Genomic DNA, 22,090 nt, shown 5'->3' with positions numbered 1-22,090 from the left:
CGCTGGCTGCGCGGGCGGGTGGGGAGTTCTGCTTTTGGGAGTGTCGGCCGCAGGGATGCGGCCGTCAAGCCCCCAGGGACGGGTTTACGGCGTCTCCCAAAACAGAACCCCCACCTGCCCGGGAAGCAGCCAGTGTCACCCTCCCCGAGCGATGCGGGCCTTTTTGCTTAGCCGATGGCTTTGCGGGCGTTGCGGAAGATGCGCATCCATGGGCTGTCTTCGCCCCACTCGCTGGGGTGCCAGGAGTTGGCGACGGTGCGGAAGACCCGTTCAGGGTGCGGCATCATTAGGGTGACGCGGCCGTCGTTGCTGGTGATACCTGTCATGCCGCCGGTTGAACCGTTCGGGTTGGCTGGGTATTGCTCGGTGACTTTGCCGTAGTTATCGACGTAACGCAGTGCCACCTGGCCGGCCTGGCTTAGGCTGGCGGCGCCATTGGCATCTTTAAATTCGACCCGGCCTTCACCGTGTGACACGGCGATTGGCATGCGTGAGCCTTCCATACCGGCAAACAACAGGGACGGTGATTTTTGTACTTCGACCATGCTGACGCGGGCTTCGAAACGCTCGGAACGGTTGGTCACAAAACGTGGCCAGCCTTCAGCGCCTGGGATCAAGCTGTGCAGGTTGGACAACATCTGGCAGCCGTTGCAGACGCCCAGTGACAAGGTGTCGTTGCGCTCGAAGAAGGTGGCGAATTGCTCCCTTGCTTGCTGGTTGAACAGAATTGATTTTGCCCAGCCTTCACCGGCGCCGAGTACGTCGCCGTATGAGAAGCCGCCGCATGCTGCCAGCGCCTGGAACTGCTCTAAGCTGACCCGTCCACTGAGAATGTCGCTCATGTGTACGTCAATCGCTTTGAAGCCTGCGCGGTCAAATGCCGCTGCCATTTCATAATGGGAGTTAACGCCTTGCTCGCGCAATATCGCAACCTGCGGCGCTGCACCTTTATTAATATAAGGGCTGGCGATGTCTTCGTTGAGATCGAAGGTCAGGTCGGCGTGCAAACCAGGGTTGCTGGTATCGGTTTTAATCGCCCATTCTTCGCTGACGCATTCGGGGTTATCGCGCAGACGTTGCATCTGGTCGGTGGTTTCGGCCCAGATCGCTCGCAAACTGGAGCGGCTTGCGCTGAAGACGGTCTCGCCCTGCTGGCGAATGCGCACTTCATCGCCTGCGCTAACTACACCAAGCTCCACCAGTACATTGTCGAGGCCGTGTTCCTGGCACAGGGTCTGCAAACGCGCAGCGCCGGCCGCGGTGACCTGAACCACTGCGCCCAGCTCTTCAGCGAAAAGTGCGGCTACAGCATCGGTGTTCGCGGGCAACTCAACATCCAGGGCGCAGTTACCGGCAAACGCCATTTCTGCCAACGTGGTAAAGAGTCCGCCGTCTGAGCGATCATGGTAAGCACTGAGCTGGCCATCGGCGATCAGGGTCTGAATAACATGGAAGAAGCCTTTTAAATCCTCTGCGCTGTCGAGATCTGCTGGCTGCTGTCCGATTGAGCGATAGACCTGAGTCAGGGCGGAGCCACCTAAACGGTTCTGACCACGGCCTAAATCAAGCAGGAATAGCTTGTTGTCGTCTTCGTTCGCGCTGGGCTGCAACTGCGGGGTAATCGCATTGCGTACATCGGTGACCCGGGCAAAGGCGGTGATAACCAGCGACAGCGGCGAGGTCACGGCAGTGTCTTTACCGTCCTGTTGCCACTGGGTTTTCATCGACATTGAGTCTTTGCCGACCGGGATGGTTAAGCCAAGCGCCGGGCAAAGTTCTTCACCCACTGCCTTTACGGCTTCGTACAAACCGGCATCTTCGCCGGGGTGACCGGCGGCGGCCATCCAGTTTGCTGACAATTTAATTCGTTTTAAGTCACCGATCGCATTGGCTGCGATATTGGTGATCGCTTCGGCAACCGCTAAACGGGCTGAGGCAGCGTAATCCAGCAACGCCACTGGGGTGCGTTCGCCCATCGACATGGCTTCACCGGCATAGCTGTCATACGACGCAGCGGTTACACCACAGTTTGCGACTGGGATCTGCCATGGTCCTACCATTTGGTCACGAGCCACTAAGCCGGTCACAGAACGGTCGCCGATGGTTATCAAGAAGGTTTTTTCAGCCACCGTTGGCAAGCGTAAAATACGTCCTACGGCGTCGTCGACAGTAATACCCTGAGTCGCAAAGTTGTCACCCCCGGCTTTGCGGCTGGTCACGTCGCGATGCATTTTTGGTGCTTTACCCAGTAGTACGTTTAGTGGCATGTCGACCGGGTAGTTATCAAAAACCTCATCGTACAGTTTCAGGTGACGCTCTTCGGTTGCTTCACCTACCACCGCGAACGGCGCGCGCTCGCGCTCACACAAAGCGCTGAATATCGCCAGTTTAGCTGGGTCGATGGCCAACACGTAGCGTTCCTGGGACTCGTTACACCAGATTGCCAACGGGCTCATGCCAGGCTCATCGTTCGGGATTGCACGCAGCTTAAACTGACCGCCACGTTCACCGTCATTGACCAGCTCTGGCATCGCGTTGGACAGGCCACCTGCACCAACGTCATGAATAAAGACAATGGGGTTATCGGCGCCCATCTGCCAGCAGCGATCGATCACTTCCTGACAGCGGCGTTCGATTTCCGGGTTTTCACGCTGCACGGAGGCGAAATCAAGTTCAGCCGATGAGGTACCCGAGGTCATTGACGACGCAGCACCGCCACCAAGACCGATATTCATCGCTGGACCGCCCAATACGACCAGCGGTGCGCCAACCGGGATCTCGTCTTTCTCAACGTGGTCTTCACGGATGTTACCGAGACCACCGGCGATCATAATGGGTTTATGGTAGCCACGCAGTTCGGTGCCGTTATGGCTTGCAACCATTTCTTCGTAGGTACGGAAATAGCCGAGAATATTCGGGCGGCCAAATTCATTGTTAAAGGCGGCGCCTCCTAATGGACCTTCCAGCATAATATCGAGCGCGGTCACAATACGGTCAGGTTTGCCGAAATCTTCTTCCCACGGCTGATCGAAACCAGGAATGCGTAAGTTGGACACGGTAAAGCCAACCAGCCCAGCTTTTGGCTTGGCACCAATACCCGTGGCACCTTCGTCCCGAATTTCACCGCCCGAGCCGGTGGCCGCACCTGGATAAGGTGAAATGGCAGTCGGGTGGTTGTGGGTTTCCACTTTCATCAGAATGTGGATATTTTCGTTGCTGTAACCGTACTCACCCGGATCGGCGCTGCCAAATGGTGCCGGGAAAAAACGTCCGGCTGCAGAGCCTTCCATCACCGCGGCGTTGTCTTTGTAGGCAGACAGGACGTAGTCCGGGGTGCTTTTAAAGGTGTTTTTAATCATCCCAAACAGTGATTTGGCCTGCTCTTCGCCATCAATCGTCCAGTCGGCATTGAAGATTTTATGCCGGCAATGCTCTGAGTTTGCCTGCGCAAACATATAGAGTTCGATGTCATTGGGATTACGGCCAAGGGCACGGAAATTTTCAACCAGGTAGTCGATTTCATCCTCTGCCAATGCCAGACCCAAATTAATATTTGCCGTTGCCAGTGCGTGACGGCCATCGGCAAGAATATCCACGGTGCTCAGCGGCGCCGGTTGCGCATGGGCAAACAGGACGTCGGCCTCAGCCAAAGTGGCGAACGTGCTTTCAGTCATCCTGTCGTGCAAAAAGCCTTTCGCGAGTTCCCATTGTTCAGCGGTAAATTCACCTTCCAAGTGATACAGAATGCCCCGCTCAACCCGCTTCACCGCTACCAGCCCACAATTATGAGCTATATCGGTAGCTTTCGACGACCACGGGGAAATGGTTCCCTGCCGTGGGGTGACAAAAACTTGCTGCTCGCCGCCTGCTTTTTCTTCCCGGGCCGGGCCGTAGGTTAGCAGCTGCTGCAATACATTTTGCTGTTGCTCGCTAAGCGCAGGTTCAGCGGTATATAAATGAATGAATTCCGCGCTAACAGAACGGACATCAAGGCCCGCTTGTTGCATACGGTTTATCAGCTTTTGTTGACGAAAATCGGATAAGGCAGGCGCGCCACGCAAAATTTGCACTGGTCTGGACTCCGCAGGTTAATTGAGCAGGTGTCTGGTGGCTGCGATTATAAAGAAAGTGGCCATATTTTGCGACATAAATGACGATGCAGTGGAACTTTTAGCATGGTATAAAGAGCGTAGTAACGCATAGAGGATTGCATGGAAAAACCAAATATAAAAAAATCCCTGCGCTTAGCGGCTCTTAGTCTGCTAGTCGTTTCGGTCTCATTATTAACGGCCTGTAATTCAGATCCGGTTAAACAAAATTACCTGCAAGAGGTACAGCAGCGTGGTTATCTGACCGTGGGCACGATTATGAACTCATCGAGCTACCATCTGGACGGGGAGAGTCCCACCGGCTTTGAGTACGAAATGGCCCTGGCCCTTGCGGACGAATTAGGCGTTGAACTCAGAGTGCTCGACGAAGTCCAGATTGAGCATTTATTCGAGCATTTAGAGCACGGCCGCGTCGATTTTCTCGCAGCCGGACTCGATGTGACGGACCAGCGCCGCAAGCACATGCGTTTTACCCCGTACTACCACCGTGTTGACCAACGGCTGATTTTCAAACAGGGTACCCGTCAACGTCCGCGGGACTGGAGTGACCTCGAGGGCGAGCTAGTGGTGGTTTCAGGCAGCAGCCACGAAGAATATTTGCAGGAGGTCCAGGCCGAGTATCCGGATTTACAGTGGCGTGCGACCCGGCTCTACGACGCCGACGAACTGCTAGCCAAGGTCATTTCCGAAGAAATTGATTTCACTATTGCCGATACCAATACCCTGGATATCAAGCGGCGCCTGTATCCTGACCTGAGTGTAGCCTTTACGGTGCGTTTTGATGTGCCGCTGGCCTGGGCATTCCCGCTCGCCGAAGACGACTCATTGTATGCAGCCGCCATTGAATACATCGGGCGCCAACATGAACGCGGCGAAATCACTAAACTGGTCGATCGCTACTGGGGCCATGTTCAGCATTTTAATTACGTCGATACGCAGCTGTTTATTCAGGCTGTAGACGAGACTTTGCCACAATATATCGAACTATTTCAACAGTATGCAGGCAACCTGGACTGGCGCCTGCTGGCTGCGATTAGTTATCAGGAAAGTCTGTGGGACCCCTGGGCGCGCTCGCCCACCGGTGTTCGAGGGATGATGATGTTAACCCTGCCGACCGCTCGCTCGATGGGCGTGCGCAGTCGACTGGATGCTGAACAGGCCATTCGCGGCGGCGCCCGCTACCTTGAGCGCTTGCACCAACGCCTGCCGGATCGCATCACCGAACCGGACCGGACCTGGTTTGCCCTGGCAGCCTATAACGTGGGCCTCGGCCATTTAAATGATGCGCGTGAAATTACCACCCGCCAGGGAGGCGACGCGGACTATTGGGTCGACGTTCGCGCGCGTCTGCCATTGTTGCGGCAAAAGCAGTACTACAAAGATACTCGCTATGGATTCGCTCGTGGCGACGAGCCTGTCACCTACGTTGGCAATATCCGACGCTACTATGACACGCTGCAATGGCTAGATTCACAAAACCGTATCCCCTACCCTGGAGACAACCGCCTGGTCCAGCGCGAGGATCAGGCTGACGAGTCAGAGGAGTAAGGTAAATGAAACGAGGCATGCGCAATACCCCTCGTGGCAAAGGGATTATTCCCAACGAACGCCGTCGTCAGCTTTGGCGCAAGCACCGTTTGAGCTTAACGGATCGCCGCACCAAATGGTTTTATCAGGATACGCAAAAACGAAAAGCTCAGGACGAGGACGGATCCGAACCGACCCTATCAGAGGACGACTGATACGCCCGTGCCGCTTTTTTTAACGCTTTTTTAGCGGCTCTGCGCTGACGGAAGAAGTTTGACAGCTTTTCCGCGCAGGGCTCGGCCATCAGCCCGGCAGTGACTTCCAGCTGATGGTTCAGGCGCGGGTCCTGAGTTAAGTTAAACACACTTCCACAGGCGCCTGTCTTCAGATCCGCCGCAGCATACACCAGTCGTTTTACCCGCCCATGCACCAGGGCACCGGCACACATTGGACAAGGTTCCAGCGTTACATACAGCGTTGTGTCGAGCACCCGATAGTTCTGCAGGTAATGCGCGGCTTCTTTTAACGCCTGCATTTCAGCGTGCGCAGACGGGTCAGCCAGGGTGATCACCTGATTATATCCACGGCCGATTATCTTGCCGTCATGAACCATCACGGCTCCAACCGGCACTTCGCCCTGGGCTTCGGCCTGATCAGCGAGTTCCAGCGCCAGCTGCATGTAATAGTCGTCTTGCATTGAGGTATGGGTATCGATTGAAAAGGGTAGGTCTAGTATACGGATTTATCTGACAGAAAGAAAAAAGCCCGCATCCTGCGGGCTGGTCCCTTATCTTTCCTGCGCGTCCCTTAGCTGCCATCCATTGGCACCAATCCTTTGGCATAGCTACATCCTGTAGGTGTCTTCCATGGGGGCGTCCAGCCCTGCGTCCTCTTGCGTCTTCCCTAACGCGGTGTCCAGTACTTACGTCCCTGTAAGCCGTTCCAAGGTCTTTTAATCTGCTAATTGCTTAGCTGAATTCGACTATGCACATAGAGTACAGTTATCTGCCTATATCTATTAGCAAGAGGCGCGCCAGTTTTTCAAAAAACTGAAATCACAGGAAAGATAAGGGGTCTAGCGAGATTGAGCGGTCGCCACGGGAGTGCTAGCAAACGATATTGACGTCAATTGACGCCAATATCGTCTTTTTTACATCACCCAGAGGCCATAGGTGAGATAAAGCAGAATGGTGCCGAAGGCCGCCAGCAAGGCGTAAGGTAACTGGGTACGTACGTGGTCAATATGTTCCGTCCCCGCAGCCAGTGATGCCAGAATTGTGGTATCACTAATCGGCGAGGCATGATCACCAAAAATTCCGCCTGAAATAGCCGCCGCAATAAAAGGCGCGGGGGGTAAACCCAGTGACAGTGCCAGCGGAATCGCCAGCGGTAGCATGATAGCAAAAGTGCCCCAGCTCGAGCCGATGGCAAACGCGGTCAGCGCGGCCAGAATAAAGGTGGTCGGCAACAGCACCCAAACCGGAAAACTGTCATCAATCAGGCTGGTTATAAAACTGGCGGTGCCGAGCATCCGTGTCATGTCGCCCAGTACCATCGCCAGCCACAAAATAATTGCTAACGGCAGGATTTTACGGGCCCCTTGCAACGCGTGCCAGCCGAGCTTACGCCATGACGTTTGCAGACTTATCCGCGCACCGAATACCGCCAACGCCAGCGCACAACTGACCGCAACCAGCACACTGGTGGTGCCAGCGCCCTGCACGATACTGCCGTTGCCCGTGATTAATAGCATCAGCGGAACCAGTACAATCATACTTAGCAGGCTTAGCATCACGCTGCGAGCTGCAGCGGAGTTGTAATCCGCTGTAGCAGGCTCACTCTGCGTCGCTGCGTCCGCGTTCTGCTCGGCCTGCGTGAGCGCGCGTCGGTCTGCTTTACGCATAGGGCCAATGCTCCAGCCACTCCAGGCGACCCAAAGTGCGAGTACAATAGCCAGAATGGCGTAGAAGTTAAATAGCAACGATTGGGCAAAGGTTAGCAGCGGGTTGGCGATGTCCTGCGCGCTGATTAAACCCAGATTAAAAGCACCCCAGGCGTTCAGCGGGATCAGAATACAAATCGGCGCGCAGGTTGAATCAATCAGGTAAGCAAGCTTTTCGCGGGACATGCCCAAACGGTCGTAGAGCGGACGTGAAGTGGTACCCGAGGTCATAATCGAGACATTCGACTCAATAAAGACCGCCACACCGAGAAACCAGGTAAACAGGCGTGCTTTACGTGGCGAGTTACCCAACCGGCGGCGCTCGAGCGCAGCGACAAAATGGCGAAACGTCCCGCCCCCTTCCAGCACACCAAATAAGGCGCCGATAATCAGGGTGAAGGCCCAGATTTGCATATTACCCGGGTCGACCAGAGCACTACTTAACGACACCACACTGCCAAGAAACGCGCTCAGCAGGTCGGGTGCATAGAAAAGTCCATTGGCCAGTAACACGCCACCCAACAAGGCGAGAATGACCCGCCTGGTGAGGATGGCGAATACGATCGCCAATAATGACGGCAGCAAGCTATACCAGCTACCGTCCATGGTGACTTACCGCGTTATTCCCACTCAATCGTTGCTGGTGGCTTGCCAGAAATGTCATACACAACCCGTGAAATACCATTAATTTCGTTAATGATACGGTTTGAGACGCGTTCCAGCAAATCATACGGCAGGTGAGCCCAGCGCGCAGTCATGAAATCGATGGTTTCCACTGCACGAATGGCAATAACCCAGTCGTATTTACGCGCATCACCCATCACGCCCACAGAGCGAACCGGCAGGAACACCGCAAATGCCTGACTGACTTTGTCGTACCAGCCCGAGTTGCGCAGCTCTTCGATAAAGATATGGTCGGCACGGCGTAATAAGTCACAATATTCTTTGCGCACTTCAGCCAGTACCCGAACCCCTAAGCCTGGACCAGGAAAGGGATGGCGATACAGCATGTCGTATGGCAAACCAAGCTCAAGCCCTATTTTGCGCACTTCGTCTTTAAATAGTTCACGCAGCGGCTCAACCAGGCTCAACTGCATGTCTTCGGGCAAGCCGCCGACGTTGTGATGCGACTTGATAACGTGTGCTTTACCGGTTTTGGAACCAGCCGACTCAATCACGTCGGGATAGATAGTCCCTTGTGCCAGCCATTGTACGTCTTCGATTGAAGTCGCCTGCTCATCGAACAACTCAATGAACACACGGCCGATGGTCTTGCGTTTAAGCTCTGGGTCACTGACACCGGCAAGCTCGCTTAAAAAGCGATCTTCGGCATCCACGCGCACAATGTTAAGGCCAAAATGGTCGCCGAACATTTCCATCACCTGGTCGCCTTCGTTGAGACGCAGCAGTCCATTGTCGACAAAGACACAGGTTAACTGGCTCCCGATAGCGCGGTGCAGCAACATCGCGGTGACGGAGGAGTCCACCCCACCGGACAGGCCAAGAATAACTTTGTCATTGCCGACTTGGTCGCGAATACGTTCAATCGCGTCATCAATAATGGTGGCTGGCGTCCACAGGTTTTCACAGCCGCAAATGTCATTCACGAAATGCTCAAGCATGCGCAGGCCCTGGCGGGTATGGGTCACTTCCGGGTGAAACTGAAGCCCATAAAAATGACGTTTGGTATCCGCCATTGCCGCATGCGGGCAGGTTTTGGTACGCGCAACAGTTTCGAAACCAGCTGGGATTTCAATGACCTTGTCACCGTGGCTCATCCATACATCAAGCAGCGGTTTGCCGTTTTCGCTGACCGCATCTTCAATGTTCTTAAACAGTTCACTTTCGATCACGTGCTCAATCTGGGCATACCCAAATTCACGTTCATCTGAACCCAATACCCGTCCGCCGAGCTGAGCGGCCATGGTTTGCATACCGTAACAAACCCCAAGCACCGGTACACCGGCCTCGAATACGTACTCTGGCGCGCGTGGTGAACCTGGTTCCGGCACGCTTTCCGGCCCACCGGACAGAATAATCCCTTGCGGGTTAAACGCTTTAATGTCGGCGGCATCCACGTCCCATGCCCAGAGTTCACAATAGACCCCGATTTCACGGATACGGCGGGCGATTAACTGAGTATATTGCGAGCCAAAGTCGAGGATTAGAATACGATGCTGGTGAATGTCAGTGGTCATTGGTTCTCTCGTGTTGGTTGCGACTGGCATAACTAACCTGCCATAGATACAAAATGCCTGAAGGCAGACCCTGCCTGCCCTCAGATAATGCGCGATGGCATGCAGTGCATGCCCCAGGGGTTAACCTAAACGGTAATTCGGTGCTTCCTTGGTAATCTGTACATCATGCACATGGGACTCACCCATGCCGGCAGACGTGACCCGGACGAATTCAGGTTTAGTGCGCAGGGTCAGAATATCGGCACTGCCGGTAAGCCCCATCGCCGAGCGCAAGCCACCCATCTGCTGATGGATAATGGTCGCCATCGGTCCTTTATAAGCAACCCGGCCTTCAATTCCTTCCGGAACCAGTTTCTCCGCCTGGTTGCTGCTTTGGAAGTAACGATCTGAAGAACCGTGGCTCTGGTTCATCGCACCGATGCTACCCATGCCGCGATAGGATTTGTAATAACGCCCCTGATACAGCTCAACTTCACCTGGCGCTTCTTCAGTGCCAGCCAGCATACTGCCGACCATGACACAACTGGCGCCGGCAACAATGGCTTTGGCAATATCACCGGAGAAACGGATGCCACCATCGGCAATAACCGGAATGTCGCGGTCTTTAAGTGCTTCAACTGCATCCGCAATAGCAGTAATTTGTGGCACACCACAGCCGGTCACAATACGTGTGGTGCAAATAGAACCCGGGCCAATACCGACTTTAACGGCATCGACACCGGCGTCGGCCAGCGCCAGCGCACCGGCTTTGGTGGCTACGTTACCAGCAATTAACTGCACATCAGGGAAATTCTTGCGAACCCAGCGAACCCGCTCAAGCACCCCTTCAGAATGGCCATGGGAGGTGTCGACCAGAATCACATCAACACCTACATCAACCAATGCAGCGACCCGTTCTTCAGTGCCTGCACCAACACCAACCGCAGCACCGACCCGTAAACGGCCCTGCTCGTCTTTACAGGCATTGGGTTTGTTGGCTGCTTTTTCGAAGTCTTTCAGCGTAATCATGCCAACCAGCGTCTGCTTGTCATCGGTGACCAGGATCTTTTCGATCCGATGCTGATGCATTAAGGCCAGGATTTGCTCGCTTTTGGCGTTTTGTTTGACCGTGATAAGGCGCTCTTCCGGCGTCATCACATCGGCGACTGTCGTATGGCTGCCATCTTCAAAGCGGGTATCGCGACCGGTAACAATACCAACCAGGCGCTTATTATCGACTACCGGGAAACCCTGGAAACCATGTTCTGCCGCCAGTGCTTTCACGTCGGCAATGGTCATCGATGGCGTCACAGTGACCGGGTCTTTAACAATCCCGCTTTCGTATTTTTTAACCTTGCGAACATGTGCAGCCTGTTCGCTGATACTCATGTTCTTGTGAATAAACCCAACGCCGCCTTCCTGAGCCAGCGCAATCGCCAGATCAGCTTCGGTCACGGTATCCATCGCCGATGAGACCATTGGAATATTGAGTTCGATGTTGCGCGTCAGACGCGTGCGTAAGTCCGCGGTATGAGGTAGAACAGTAGAGTGACCGGGAACGAGTAAAACGTCGTCAAAAGTCAGGGCTTCTTGAGCAATTCGTAGCATGGCAACATCTCTCTTGTGAAAGGTGGGAGCTGGATCAATGTTGCGGCGGTATTTTACTCACAAGCATGGCTCCAGTAAACTAGTTTTTATCAGATTCTCAATAAGGCCTCATTGTGTTTGCACCCGAACAAGCTGAATCCAGCCCACAGCGCACTATTTACAGCGTTTCTAAGCTAAACCTGGCGGTCCGTCGGTTACTTGAAGGTCACTTCGGTCAGGTCTGGCTGGTCGGCGAACTGTCGAACTTTTCAGCGCCGGCGTCCGGACACTGGTATTTCACCTTAAAAGATAGCAAAGCGCAGGTACGTTGCGCGATGTTCAGAGGCGCCAACCAGCGGGTTATGACTCAGGTTGGCAATGGCAAACAGGTCATGGTGCGGGCCAAACCAGGTCTCTATGAACCGCGTGGTGACTATCAGCTGATCGTCGAGCACATGGAAGATGCCGGTGCCGGGTTACTGCAACAGCAATTCGAACAACTTAAAGCCAAGCTTCAAAGCGAAGGTTTGTTTGACCCCGCCAGTAAAAAAGCACTGCCCACAGATATCCGCCGTATCGGCGTGGTGACCTCTGCCAGTGGCGCTGCTTTGCATGATGTGCTTTCAGTCCTTAAACGTCGTGACGCCAGTGTTGAAGTGATTGTGTATCCCTCACAGGTACAGGGTAGTCTGGCAGCTGAGAATCTGATTAGCGCCTTGAATACAGCCAACCGACGTAATGAAGTCGATGTTATTCTGCTCACCCGCGGCGGTGGCTCATTAGAAGATTTGTCCTGTTTTAACGACGAAACTCTGGCCAGAGTGGTATTTACCAGTAGGTTGCCTGTCATCTCTGCGGTGGGTCATGAGGTGGATTTTGCGATCACCGATTTCGTCGCTGACTTGCGTGCCCCGACCCCCTCTGCAGCCGCCGAATTGCTAAGTCAGGACCGCAGTCATTTACGCGCCCAACAGCAGCACCTTAGCCAACGCCTGTGGCGTGCCTGGCAGCATGCATTGCACCGGGTTCAGCACCGCCAGGCCTTATTGCAGCAACGGCTAACCCCGCTTCACCCGGCCCAGCAATTGCAACAACAAGGGCAACGGCAGGATGAACTGCAACGTCGGCTTCAGCAAAGCGTACATGCATTATTACGTCACTGTAGTCAGCAACAGCATCATTTGCAGGCGCGCCTTAGCCAAATCAAACCGGCCGCCCACCTCGATCGCGCCCGGCAGCAACACCTGCGTGCCGAACAACAATTGCAACGGGCTATGCTGCAGGTGCTCAAACAGGCTCAGCAACGCACCGCCGCGAACGCCCACTCATTGCAGCTGGTGTCGCCGTTACAAACCTTGAGTCGTGGTTATAGTATTACTCAGACTGACACTGGTGAGGTGATCAAAAACGCCGGGCAAGTAGAGCCCGGCGCTGTTATTACCACCCGCCTTGGTCAAGGCGAGCTGAAAAGTAAAGTACTCGACTAGCCGTGATTGGCGTGCTGCTTGTCTGCGTCACTGCCCGCGCTTTGGGACACTGTTGAAGCGATTCGGATCGGACCTTCGTCGCTGCCACCCTGATGCAAATGGACATCCATTTGTGGGAACGGGATGCCAATACCGGCTTCATCCAGCTTGAGCTTAATGGTTTCCATGGTATCCCAGTAAAACGGCCAGTAGTCTTCACTGTTAACCCAGGGACGAACAATAAAGTTGACTGAAGAATCTGCCAGCTCGTTCACCGAGACGCGCGGTTCAGGCTCTTCCAGCACACGAGGGTCGTCGTTAAGGACGCCCATCAGCACCTCTTTGGTCTTTTTCAGGTCCGCGCTGTAACTGACCCCAATCACCATATCGACCCGTCGCGTCGGGTGTTCGGAGTAGTTCGTGATCGGATTTGAAGTGATTTGCGAATTAGGGACCACCACTTTCTTACTGTCTGGGGTTTTCAGAATCGTGGTGAATAGCTCAATCCCGATCACAGTACCCGACACACCGCCCGCTTCGACATAGTCGCCGGACTTGAACGGACGGTAGATCATGATTAGCACCCCGGAGGCAAAGTTTGCCAGTGAGCCCTGCAATGACAGGCCAATCGCCAGACCCATAGCACCTAAGATGGCGATAAACGAGGTGGTCTGAATACCCACATGGGAGAGCGCCATCATAATCGCGGCAGCGACGATAATAGCCCGTACAATACCGGCCAGAAACGACACCACGGCATTATCAATCTTGCTCTTATCAAGACGCTTTACCATGCTACGGCTGATAATACCGGAGAGAATAAAACCACCCACTAGTATTGCCAGACCAATAACAAAGCGCACTGCATACATCGCCAGTATACTTTGGTTTTCTTCCAGCCAGAGCCACATCTCGTTCATGCTAATTCCTTATTTTGTCAGACAATATTGTATTAGCTTAATGAAAAGCCCGGCAGTTGCAAATTTGCGCTTCCGGCAAGCTACTGGAAACGCACACTAAAGCGCTGTTGCTGACGTGCTTGCTGCGGCAGCAGTGACATCAGGTTACGCACTGAGCGCGGGGCATCACTGCCCGGATTGAGCTGAAAGTGGCCCTGTGCCATCTGCAGCGATGCCTGCACCGATGCCGACAGGCCGAGGTCGTTCGGTTCATTCAGTTCACCGTATACCTGACCCTCTGCACAACTTAACTCCGCCTGCAGCATTCCTAATTCTTCCCACTCGCGACCAACCTGAACCGCAGCCCCCTGCACCCGGATCTGCCCTTGCAGTTCTGTACATAGCGGTTGCCCCCAGACGAAGTGAGCGACATTCAGTTCTACATCACCGCGCAGTGGCAACGGGCTGGGCTGAGGAGCAAACGCCGCAATGTCAGTTAGCCGCGCTTGCAACTGCAGGTTATCAACCTGTAACTGCCCTGAAGACGCTTTTACCACCGCGTCGCCGACCAGGATATTGTCCACATGGTCGCCAACTTCAATCGCCGCCGCCAGCTGACCGCGTAGCAACGACAAGGGCTGCAGGCGCCAGCTTACCTGGCGCAACATACTATCCTCCACGCGCAGTGCATCGACACTGCCAGACCAGAGACTGCCCTGCACGCCCCCTAGCTGTACCTGTGCAGGAAGCTGCACAAATTGCAGCGCAAATCGTGCTGGTAGTAAGGCCACCAGCGCACACAGGTAAGCCCCGATAAGCGCGAGCACAATTAACAGTTTCTTCATTCGGCCTCCGCCCTGACTTCCAGTCTACGAACCCGGACCATCCCTGGTTCATCGCCTTCGGCAATATCGACCGCATTTACCTGCACTGCACGAGATTCCAGCTCGGCGATAAACCGTAGGAGCTGATCAAAGTCAGCGTCATTAAAAACTACTAGCAACGAATCGCTCTGTGGCTGCAAGCGCGACACCTGTAAATTAAACTCGGCGCTGGTGCGACTGATAAAGGCGTTAAGCTCGCCGCTACGCACCGGTTGCTCTGCTGACGTGGTGGTCTGCGGTCCTGCTTGTTGACGCAACTGCTCGACCCGCGCGGCATTCTCCTCGACCCAACGCAAGGTTTCCTGTTGCGTCGCCAGGCGGTTTTCGGCACGAACTATATTGCTTTGCAGCGGTTGCCAAAGGCCGTACCAAAATATAAAAATAACCAACAATGCGGCTAATACGACCAGCAACTGCCGTTCACGTGGTTCACGTTTCTGCCACCACAATCGGGCCTGTTGTTTGTACTGCTTGAATTGATCCATTTATCCTCCCTGACCGCGGACTACCATGGTCCCGGCGATACGCCCACCACGACTGTTCAGTTGGCCTTGTTCGACCTCCAGTTCCTGCTCGCGCGCTAGCTGAATAAAGCGTTCAAAGGTCATGAAATCCTCTGCTGACGCCTGAATGCGTAATTCACTGCGTCCGGAATCAAACTGCAGCAGGCTTATGTCCAGTTCCGTCGCGGTAAACGCCGGTGTAAGCTGCTGCAACAGCACTAATAACTGGCTACCCTGACCTCCGCCCTGCAAGCGGCTTAGGTGCTGACCTAACTGAGCACGCACGTTTACTACCCGCGACTCCTCAGGAAAAGTATCGCGATAGCGCTGTTCGGTCGCCGCGGCCAGTTGCTGCTGTTGTTGATTCAGCTGCCACAAGTAGCTGCTGCGATCGACCAGTAGCAAAGCCAGCAGGACACCTGCCGCCGTCGCTGGCCAACGCCAGATACCGAGGCTGGTTTTGCGCTTACGTTTGAGTGCGAACTCCCCTTGCAGCAGATTAATCGCTTTGCTGGTGCGCTGATCAAGGTGACGAGCCAGTGCCAGAGCCGGTTCCTGCGCGGTGTCGTCTGCCGTATCGGCCTGGACCAACTGAGCTGGTGCCTGCGGCCACTCAACCTGGCCCCAGCAACGAATACGCTGCGGCGGGGGTAAGGCGTCGCTGAACAAGCCAGAGAGTTCGGCAAATAAGGTTTGCTCAATGGCAAATCCGCGCCAGGTCTGGTGGCGCACTACAATATCGTGATCCAGCTCCATTGCTGACCATTCGTCAGCTACCACAGGCAGGATAAACAAATCCGGGATCAAGGCTTTATAGGTCAGGCCTGCATTATCCAGCCAGTCACGCCAGGTCGCGACCTGCGCCTTGGCGACCACCACTACCGGCAAATGCGCCTGTTTGTCAGCCGGCAATTGCCAGGCGAAATGCAGTTCGCTGATATCCTGCGCCAGTTCCTCTTCCAGCGCGTAAGGGACGACCTGTGCTAAATGGCGACGAGAGCCCGGCGGCAACTCGAGTTGATGAAAGCCAACTTCGGTACTACTCACCAGCACAGTTAACTGTGCATCTGCCGCCTGGCCTGCCAGTTCATGCAATTGCCCGGAGTGAGCCAGAACGCCCTGATCCAGGGTCTGCGCCGACTTTCCATCCGCTGCATCCTGCCACAAAAGCCAGGGAATATTGCCGTCAGCTTGTCCGGGCAGGCGTATAATCAGCTGCTTAGTCATCCCAGTCATATCCTCTTCTTGAACGGTGCAAGATCCGAACCTCGCCCCCGCGCGCCTGCACAATGGAGGTCGCAAAAAATTCTGTCTCGCCGAACCTGATTGCCGCTCTCAATTCAAAATACTCACTGGCAACGGTCAATGAATCACCGGCTGGCAGGTCCTCTTCGCCTTCCGGAATAATACTTTGCAGCTCCGCCAGCTCCATAATCTCAGTGACATCCTCATACCCGGTCTCGGGCCAGCTCGCAAGCAGACTACTGGCCTCATCGACGCTCAGTTCACCGAAAAAGATAGCGCTGAGTAACTCCGCCTTGGTTTCATCCATAGTGTTGATATTAAACGCCAATGTCGAGCTTTGCGGGATCACGCAGACATAGGGACGGATGCGCTGGTAAACTTCCTGCGTGTAACCAATAATCTGCCGCGTTTCCGACACATGGCTCAGCAACCCATTCGCCGCCTGGTACGGCTGCGGCATCGACTCATAATCAGCATCTTCAGCGCCATACTGATTAATCAGTACGGTGTCGTCGTCCAGCCAGTCCAGCAGGGTCGCACTTAGCTGCTCGACGGTAAAATCATCAAACTCCAGCGCCCTTAATAACGCCTGATACTGCGCCAGCGCCAGGCTGGCGGTGTCATTGCCATCGCCGTCGGTGCCCGGGTACAGTGCATTCAAATTAAAGCAGCTGTGTAAATCACGGATTGTTCCGCCAATTAGTCCGCCGGCTACCGGGTACGGCCCCTGCTCTTCGGCCCAGCTTTGTCCGCCATGGGCATACCCGTCGTTTTCCAACTCAACATGCAGTAGCTGCCGCACCAGTTCTTCCGCGCTCAGCCAGTGCCAGTATCCCTGCTCAGCCTGCTCCATTGAGTGAGCCCTGGTCACCTGGCTTTGCAGGCGCCCGCTCATGCCGACCGCTATGACCGTGACTAAGGCGACGACCAAAAGCACGGTAATCAAAGCGACGCCCTGCTGTTTCCCTGAATGGTTCACTGTAGGCCCTCGCCCTGCGGATTGCCCTGCTCATCTGCCGCACCCAGCGGCCCTTCACCGCTGGTCAGTAACCAGCGCTCGATGCGGCCATAGCTGTCGGTTTGCAAGCTAACAATCACCACGTCCGGCAACCGGTTTGCGACATTCCAGTCTTCCCGCCGTTCGCCGTTGGCAATAAATTCAACACGAAAATCAGTCACGTTATGGAGCAGGTTCTGAATCGCTGGTTCAGCACTGACATCATCGACATAACTGTGGCTGAGTCGCTGTAAAACACCATCCCACAGACGGTAAACCACGGGTTGCAACATCGACCGCGGCAGCATCGCATCCGGGTTACTCCAGCCCGCACGGACGAAGGCCAGGCCATCAGCATCTGAATCGGTGTAGCGACCATCACTAAATAAATAGATGTTACGCTGCTCGGCTGGCACCTGACGCACCGGACGCATCACCATCTGACGCACATCACGCTCCAGCAACAGCAAGCTGAATTGCAGTTGCTCCAGCTCTTCGCGCCGTTCTGTGGCGCGTGCATCACTGCTTAGCATCTGATTAAGAACCACACTGCTGGCGAGACCAATCAAGGCAAATATAAACATTGCCAGCATCAGCTCAACCAGGGTGAATCCATTTAATTTTTTGTTCATCAGCGACGCCCCAGATAGCCGCTCAGGCTCGCTGACTCATCACCGTCTTCCTCGGTACGCACAATAATGGTGACTTCCCGCAGTCCGTCAGTGACGGTTTCCACCACCTGTTGCTCCCAAAACCAGTCACGGCCAGCCATCTCCACCCGTCCACTGGCGCCATTCTGCGGTGGCCACTGCTGCAGGCTGTGCAGTTCAGCCAGACGGTTCGAGGCGACCATGGTCGCCAGCGTGTGTTCCTCGATGAGGGATATATTACGAATATGTCCACTGGCAACCTGCAACGCAGCCAGAGCAGCCAGGGTAAAAATGCTCAATGCCAGCATCACTTCAATCAGTGTAAACCCAGCGCTGGTTTTGCCTCTCATGGCTCGATTTCCTCCACCCGTACGTGCAGGCCATCGTTGCCATTGACAAAATAGGCTGCACCACTGAGAAGATGGCGAAATTCCACCACGAAAGGAACAAAGTCGGTACTTTCAAAAATCAGCAGCCGTGGCTGCACGGGTGCTTCGTCGTCATCTTGATCACTCGGTTCGCTACGAAACACTGCCGAGCGGTCACCATCAATAATATTATCGAGCAGCGCGAAATCACCGAGGTTTAAGTCAAGTTGTAAGTCGGTCAGTTCGACGCGCTGTAAAGCCGGGTCGGGCAGCGCCTGCCAACGTCCCTGCTGCCAGTAATAAAAAGCATAGCTATGCTCCTCAACGTCGACACCGATTACCCAGTTACGAATAAGCGCCATTTGCCGCGCATGGCCAAGCTTTTCTTTAAATACCACTGCCGCCGTTTGCGCATCGTCGCGGTCCCCCCGCGGAGTGATATTAACTACAGCCGTCCCCGCAACCAAAGCCAGGATAAAAGCTACAATAAGAATTTCGAGCAGGGTAAAACCCCGCTGCGCTGATCGTCTGTTGCAACTCTGACCGCCGGGCTCCAGCTCAGACAACGGGCAAGTACGCATAGTGCTTACTGATAATCCTGCAGGTTCCAGTTACCCATATCGTCGTCAGTACCGGGCTGTCCGTCCGGGCCATACGAGAAGATATCGAACCGCCCATGCTCGCCCGGGTTTAACAGCTGGTATTCATTGCCCCAGGGATCTGCCGGCAAACGCCGAATATAACCGCCTTCGCGATAACGACGAGGCTGTGGCTCAATGCGTGGTTCATAGACCAGCGCCTCCAGCCCTTGCTCGGTCGACGGGTAAACGCCATTGTCGAGCCGATACATGTCGATCGCATTTTCCAGCGCAACAATGTCAGAAATGACTTTCTGCCGTTCCCCATCGTCACGGCTGCCCATTACATTTGGCACCACCAGACTGGCAAGAATCCCCAGAATTACCAGTACCACCATCAATTCAAGTAGTGAAAAACCACCTTGCTTCACAGTTTTCATCTTTTATAGTCCTACCTGTTGGTTAAGTGCCATAATCGGTTGGATAATGGCCAGTACAATAAATAACACGACGCCCGCCATGGTAATGATAAGCGCCGGTTCGAAAATCTTCAGGCTGACGTTAACCATATTGGAAAACTCATTGTCCTGATTGTCTGCACAACGTCTCAGCATCTGCTCCAGTTCACCACTTTTTTCACCTGACGCTATCATATGCAGCATCATCGGTGGAAACAGCTTACTGTCGGCCAGTGCTGCTCTTAAACTACTGCCTTCGCGGACCCGGTCACAGGCCTCGTCCACCACTTCGCGCATCCGCATATTGCTCATTACCGAAGCGGTAATTTTCAGACTCTCCAGTAAGGGAACTGCAGAGGCGGTCAGAATACTCAAAGTTCGCGCGAAACGCGCTGTATTAACGCCCCGGATAATGCGCCCGACAAAGGGCGTATAAAGCAATTTACGATGCACTTTGTAGCGAAATGAAGCTTGGTTCATCATCCGCTTAAAGGCGACCAGCAGCACGACAATTAAGAGGCCAAGGAAAAGCCCGTAATCACGCACAAAGTCACTCAGTGCAATCAAAAACAAGGTAACACCGGGCAATTGCTGACCTTGATCAGCGAACTGACTGACAATTTCCGGCACCACCGATGCCAGCAGGAAGATAATCACTGCTACCGCCACCAGTGTCAGCACCGCCGGATACACCGAAGCCTGCTGAATTTGACTGCGGGTTTGCTGACGTTGTTCCGTATAATCGGCCAGTCGGTCAAGGACTTCGTCAAGATGACCGGACTTTTCACCGGCAGCGACCATCGCGCAATACAGGTCATCGAAAATCTGCGGAAAATCGCGCATACCTTCAGCCAGGGTGTAGCCTTCAACCACTTTACTGCGTACCGACATCAGCATTTTCTGCAAACGCGGTTTATCGGTCTGCTCTGCAACTGCTAAAAGGCATTGTTCCAACGGTAAACCCGACGCTACCAGGGTGGAAAGCTGGCGTGAGATTAACGCCAGATCGGTGACACTGACCCGGCCCTGAAATAAGCGGCTACCAGAAGAGGGTCCCTTGTCCTTACCGGCTGCTTCCTCGACGGATAGCGGGATCAGCCCTTTCTCACGCAATTGCTGGCGTATCTGGCGCTCGTTGTCCCCTTCAAGCACCCCTTTCTTACGTCGCCCCCTGGCATCCATGGCCTGATATTCATACGCTGCCATGGCTTACTCCTCGCGGGTTACACGCAACACTTCTTCCAGTGTTGTAATGCCGGCCAGCACTTTATCGCAGCCGTCCTGACGGATCCCCGGGAATTTAGCCCGCGCATACTTTTCTATCGCCTGCTCGCCATGGCCATTGTGAATATGGCTACGGATCACTTCGTCGACCACCAGCATTTCATGAATGCCGGTACGCCCGCGGTACCCGGTCTGATTACACTCAGGGCACCCTACGGCGCGGTAAATCTTTGTTGGGTCCTGCTCTGTGATGCCAAGCAATGCGCGCTCATCGGCATTGGGCTGATAGGCTTCACGGCATTCACTACAAAGAGTTCGCACTAAACGTTGTGACAACACAGCCAGCAGACTGGATGACAACAGAAACGGCTCGATGCCCATGTCTTCAAGACGGGTAATCGCGCCGGAGGCTGTGTTGGTATGCAGAGTGGACAATACCAGGTGGCCGGTCAAACTCGCCTGAACGCCAATTTTTGCGGTTTCTGCATCGCGGATTTCACCCACCATGACCACATCCGGATCCTGCCGCAATATCGCCCGCAGCCCTCGTGCAAAGGTCATATCAACGCGGGGGTTCACCTGTGTCTGGCCAATGCCGTCGATGGCATACTCAATCGGATCTTCCACCGTGAGTATATTGCGGTCTTTCGAGTTAATTTCACTCAGTCCCGCATACAGGGTGGTACTTTTCCCTGAGCCGGTCGGCCCGGTGACCAGAATAATGCCATGCGGCTTGTGAATCAGTTCGGCAAAAATACTGCGGTTGGCTTCCGTCATGCCCAGCTGAATCAGTTGCAAACGGGCGTTGTTCTTATCCAGCAAACGCAGTACCACTCGTTCGCCGTGGTTCGATGGCATGGTCGACACCCGCACATCCACCGCGCGTCCGGCAATTAACAACGAGATACGACCGTCCTGCGGTAGCCGCTTCTCGGCAATATCGAGTTGCGCCATGACTTTTATCCGCGACACCAGCAGCGATGCCAGTTTACGGTTCGGCCGCAGGATTTCCCGCAACACGCCGTCAATACGAAAACGGATCAGCAAATCCTTTTCGAAGGTTTCAATATGAATATCCGATGCACCTTCTTTGATCGCCTCACTTAACATGGCGTTGATCAGCTTGATAATCGGCGCATCGTCTTCGCTTTCCAGCAGGTCCTCGGTTTGCGGTAATTCATCCGCCAGCGAAAACAGGTTTACTTCATTGCCTATGTCTTCCATCAACTGCTTTGCTTCCGACGAATCGCGCTGGTAAGCACGCGTCAGCAAGGCTTCAAATTCAGCTTCATTATGGCGTTCAACCCGGTAGGCCCGGCCCAGCAGACGGCGCACCTCATGCAGCGCGTGCGGGGTGACCGTTGGCCGGCAATGCACCACCAACTGATCATCCACTTGCATCAGTACCACCCCATTTCGCTTGGCAAAAGCAAACGGCAAGCGGGTAAAGACGGGGGTTGCCGTGTCGCTCATGCG

At 54.5% G+C, this 22,090-nt stretch carries 19 protein-coding genes; 3 read left to right on the top strand and 16 right to left on the bottom strand.

What is annotated here, in order from left to right:
* Positions 1 to 167: 167 nt before the first annotated feature.
* The gene (purL, locus tag CWE12_RS07770; protein WP_126789135.1) at positions 168 to 4,070 is read right to left on the bottom strand and encodes a phosphoribosylformylglycinamidine synthase; all 3,903 of its coding nucleotides are present in this window, start codon (positions 4,068 to 4,070) and stop codon (positions 168 to 170) included.
* A gap of 141 nt (positions 4,071 to 4,211) precedes the next feature.
* On the opposite strand from purL, the gene mltF reads away from it, so the two are divergent.
* Both mltF and CWE12_RS07760 read left to right on the top strand, forming a co-directional pair.
* Positions 4,212 to 5,657, top strand: coding sequence for a membrane-bound lytic murein transglycosylase MltF (gene mltF, locus CWE12_RS07765; protein WP_241984165.1), 1,446 nt, complete (start codon positions 4,212 to 4,214; stop codon positions 5,655 to 5,657).
* Between the two features lie 5 nt (positions 5,658 to 5,662).
* Complete coding sequence (locus tag CWE12_RS07760; protein WP_126789134.1) at positions 5,663 to 5,851, top strand: hypothetical protein; 189 nt, start codon at positions 5,663 to 5,665, stop codon at positions 5,849 to 5,851.
* On the opposite strand, the gene tadA is transcribed toward CWE12_RS07760, so the two are convergent.
* The 4 genes from tadA to guaB all read right to left on the bottom strand — a co-directional run bounded on the left by tadA (position 5,806) and on the right by guaB (position 11,363).
* Entirely contained in the window at positions 5,806 to 6,333 is a 528-nt protein-coding gene (gene tadA / locus CWE12_RS07755; RefSeq protein ID WP_126789133.1) for a tRNA adenosine(34) deaminase TadA, read from the bottom strand. The genes CWE12_RS07760 and tadA overlap by 46 nt on opposite strands.
* Positions 6,334 to 6,786: 453 nt before the next feature.
* Complete coding sequence (locus tag CWE12_RS07750) at positions 6,787 to 8,184, bottom strand: Na+/H+ antiporter NhaC family protein (protein WP_126789132.1); 1,398 nt, start codon at positions 8,182 to 8,184, stop codon at positions 6,787 to 6,789.
* Positions 8,185 to 8,198: 14 nt separating this feature from the next.
* Positions 8,199 to 9,776 (bottom strand): glutamine-hydrolyzing GMP synthase, encoded by a 1,578-nt coding sequence (gene guaA / locus CWE12_RS07745; RefSeq protein ID WP_126789131.1) that lies wholly within the window; start codon positions 9,774 to 9,776, stop codon positions 8,199 to 8,201.
* Between the two features lie 120 nt (positions 9,777 to 9,896).
* Complete coding sequence (gene guaB / locus CWE12_RS07740) at positions 9,897 to 11,363, bottom strand: IMP dehydrogenase (RefSeq protein WP_126789130.1); 1,467 nt, start codon at positions 11,361 to 11,363, stop codon at positions 9,897 to 9,899.
* 110 nt (positions 11,364 to 11,473) lie between these two features.
* Between guaB and xseA the strand changes: the two genes are divergently transcribed.
* Positions 11,474 to 12,829, top strand: coding sequence for an exodeoxyribonuclease VII large subunit (gene xseA, locus CWE12_RS07735; RefSeq protein ID WP_420836635.1), 1,356 nt, complete (start codon positions 11,474 to 11,476; stop codon positions 12,827 to 12,829).
* On the opposite strand, the gene CWE12_RS07730 is transcribed toward xseA, so the two are convergent.
* The 11 genes from CWE12_RS07730 to gspE form a co-directional block, all read right to left on the bottom strand.
* Entirely contained in the window at positions 12,826 to 13,728 is a 903-nt protein-coding gene (locus tag CWE12_RS07730) for a mechanosensitive ion channel family protein (RefSeq protein WP_126789128.1), read from the bottom strand. The two genes, xseA and CWE12_RS07730, sit on opposite strands and share 4 nt — an antisense overlap.
* An 80-nt stretch (positions 13,729 to 13,808) precedes the next feature.
* Positions 13,809 to 14,552, bottom strand: a complete 744-nt coding sequence (locus tag CWE12_RS07725; protein WP_126789127.1) for a type II secretion system protein N — start codon at positions 14,550 to 14,552, stop codon at positions 13,809 to 13,811.
* Positions 14,549 to 15,076 carry a type II secretion system protein GspM gene (gene gspM, locus CWE12_RS07720; RefSeq protein WP_126789126.1) on the bottom strand — a complete coding sequence of 176 codons (528 nt, stop codon included), beginning with the start codon at positions 15,074 to 15,076 and terminating at the stop codon, positions 14,549 to 14,551. The genes CWE12_RS07725 and gspM overlap by 4 nt, the downstream gene beginning before the upstream one ends.
* On the bottom strand, positions 15,077 to 16,321 hold the full coding sequence (gspL, locus tag CWE12_RS07715; protein ID WP_157981945.1) for a type II secretion system protein GspL: 1,245 nt from the start codon (positions 16,319 to 16,321) through the stop codon (positions 15,077 to 15,079).
* Positions 16,314 to 17,318 carry a type II secretion system minor pseudopilin GspK gene (gspK, locus tag CWE12_RS07710; protein ID WP_126789124.1) on the bottom strand — a complete coding sequence of 335 codons (1,005 nt, stop codon included), beginning with the start codon at positions 17,316 to 17,318 and terminating at the stop codon, positions 16,314 to 16,316. The genes gspL and gspK overlap by 8 nt, the downstream gene beginning before the upstream one ends.
* A complete protein-coding gene (gspJ, locus tag CWE12_RS07705) occupies positions 17,315 to 17,968 on the bottom strand; it encodes a type II secretion system minor pseudopilin GspJ (RefSeq protein WP_241984164.1) in 654 nt (217 codons plus the stop codon). Before gspJ ends, gspK begins: the two co-directional genes overlap by 4 nt.
* Positions 17,968 to 18,336, bottom strand: coding sequence for a type II secretion system minor pseudopilin GspI (gene gspI / locus CWE12_RS07700; protein WP_126789122.1), 369 nt, complete (start codon positions 18,334 to 18,336; stop codon positions 17,968 to 17,970). The genes gspJ and gspI overlap by 1 nt, the downstream gene beginning before the upstream one ends.
* On the bottom strand, positions 18,333 to 18,935 hold the full coding sequence (locus CWE12_RS07695; RefSeq protein ID WP_126789121.1) for a pilus assembly FimT family protein: 603 nt from the start codon (positions 18,933 to 18,935) through the stop codon (positions 18,333 to 18,335). The genes gspI and CWE12_RS07695 overlap by 4 nt, the downstream gene beginning before the upstream one ends.
* Positions 18,936 to 18,940: 5 nt before the next feature.
* The gene (gene gspG / locus CWE12_RS07690; protein WP_126789120.1) at positions 18,941 to 19,372 is read right to left on the bottom strand and encodes a type II secretion system major pseudopilin GspG; all 432 of its coding nucleotides are present in this window, start codon (positions 19,370 to 19,372) and stop codon (positions 18,941 to 18,943) included.
* A gap of 3 nt (positions 19,373 to 19,375) precedes the next feature.
* On the bottom strand, positions 19,376 to 20,596 hold the full coding sequence (gene gspF / locus CWE12_RS07685; RefSeq protein WP_126789119.1) for a type II secretion system inner membrane protein GspF: 1,221 nt from the start codon (positions 20,594 to 20,596) through the stop codon (positions 19,376 to 19,378).
* A gap of 3 nt (positions 20,597 to 20,599) precedes the next feature.
* Positions 20,600 to 22,087, bottom strand: a complete 1,488-nt coding sequence (gene gspE, locus CWE12_RS07680; protein ID WP_126789118.1) for a type II secretion system ATPase GspE — start codon at positions 22,085 to 22,087, stop codon at positions 20,600 to 20,602.
* Positions 22,088 to 22,090: the final 3 nt, after the last annotated feature.

The organism is Aliidiomarina sedimenti (assembly GCF_003986955.1).
GTDB lineage: Bacteria > Pseudomonadota > Gammaproteobacteria > Enterobacterales > Alteromonadaceae > Aliidiomarina > Aliidiomarina sedimenti.
Note: the sequence above shows the minus strand (reverse complement) of the source record. Positions and strands in the feature narration are given on the sequence as shown.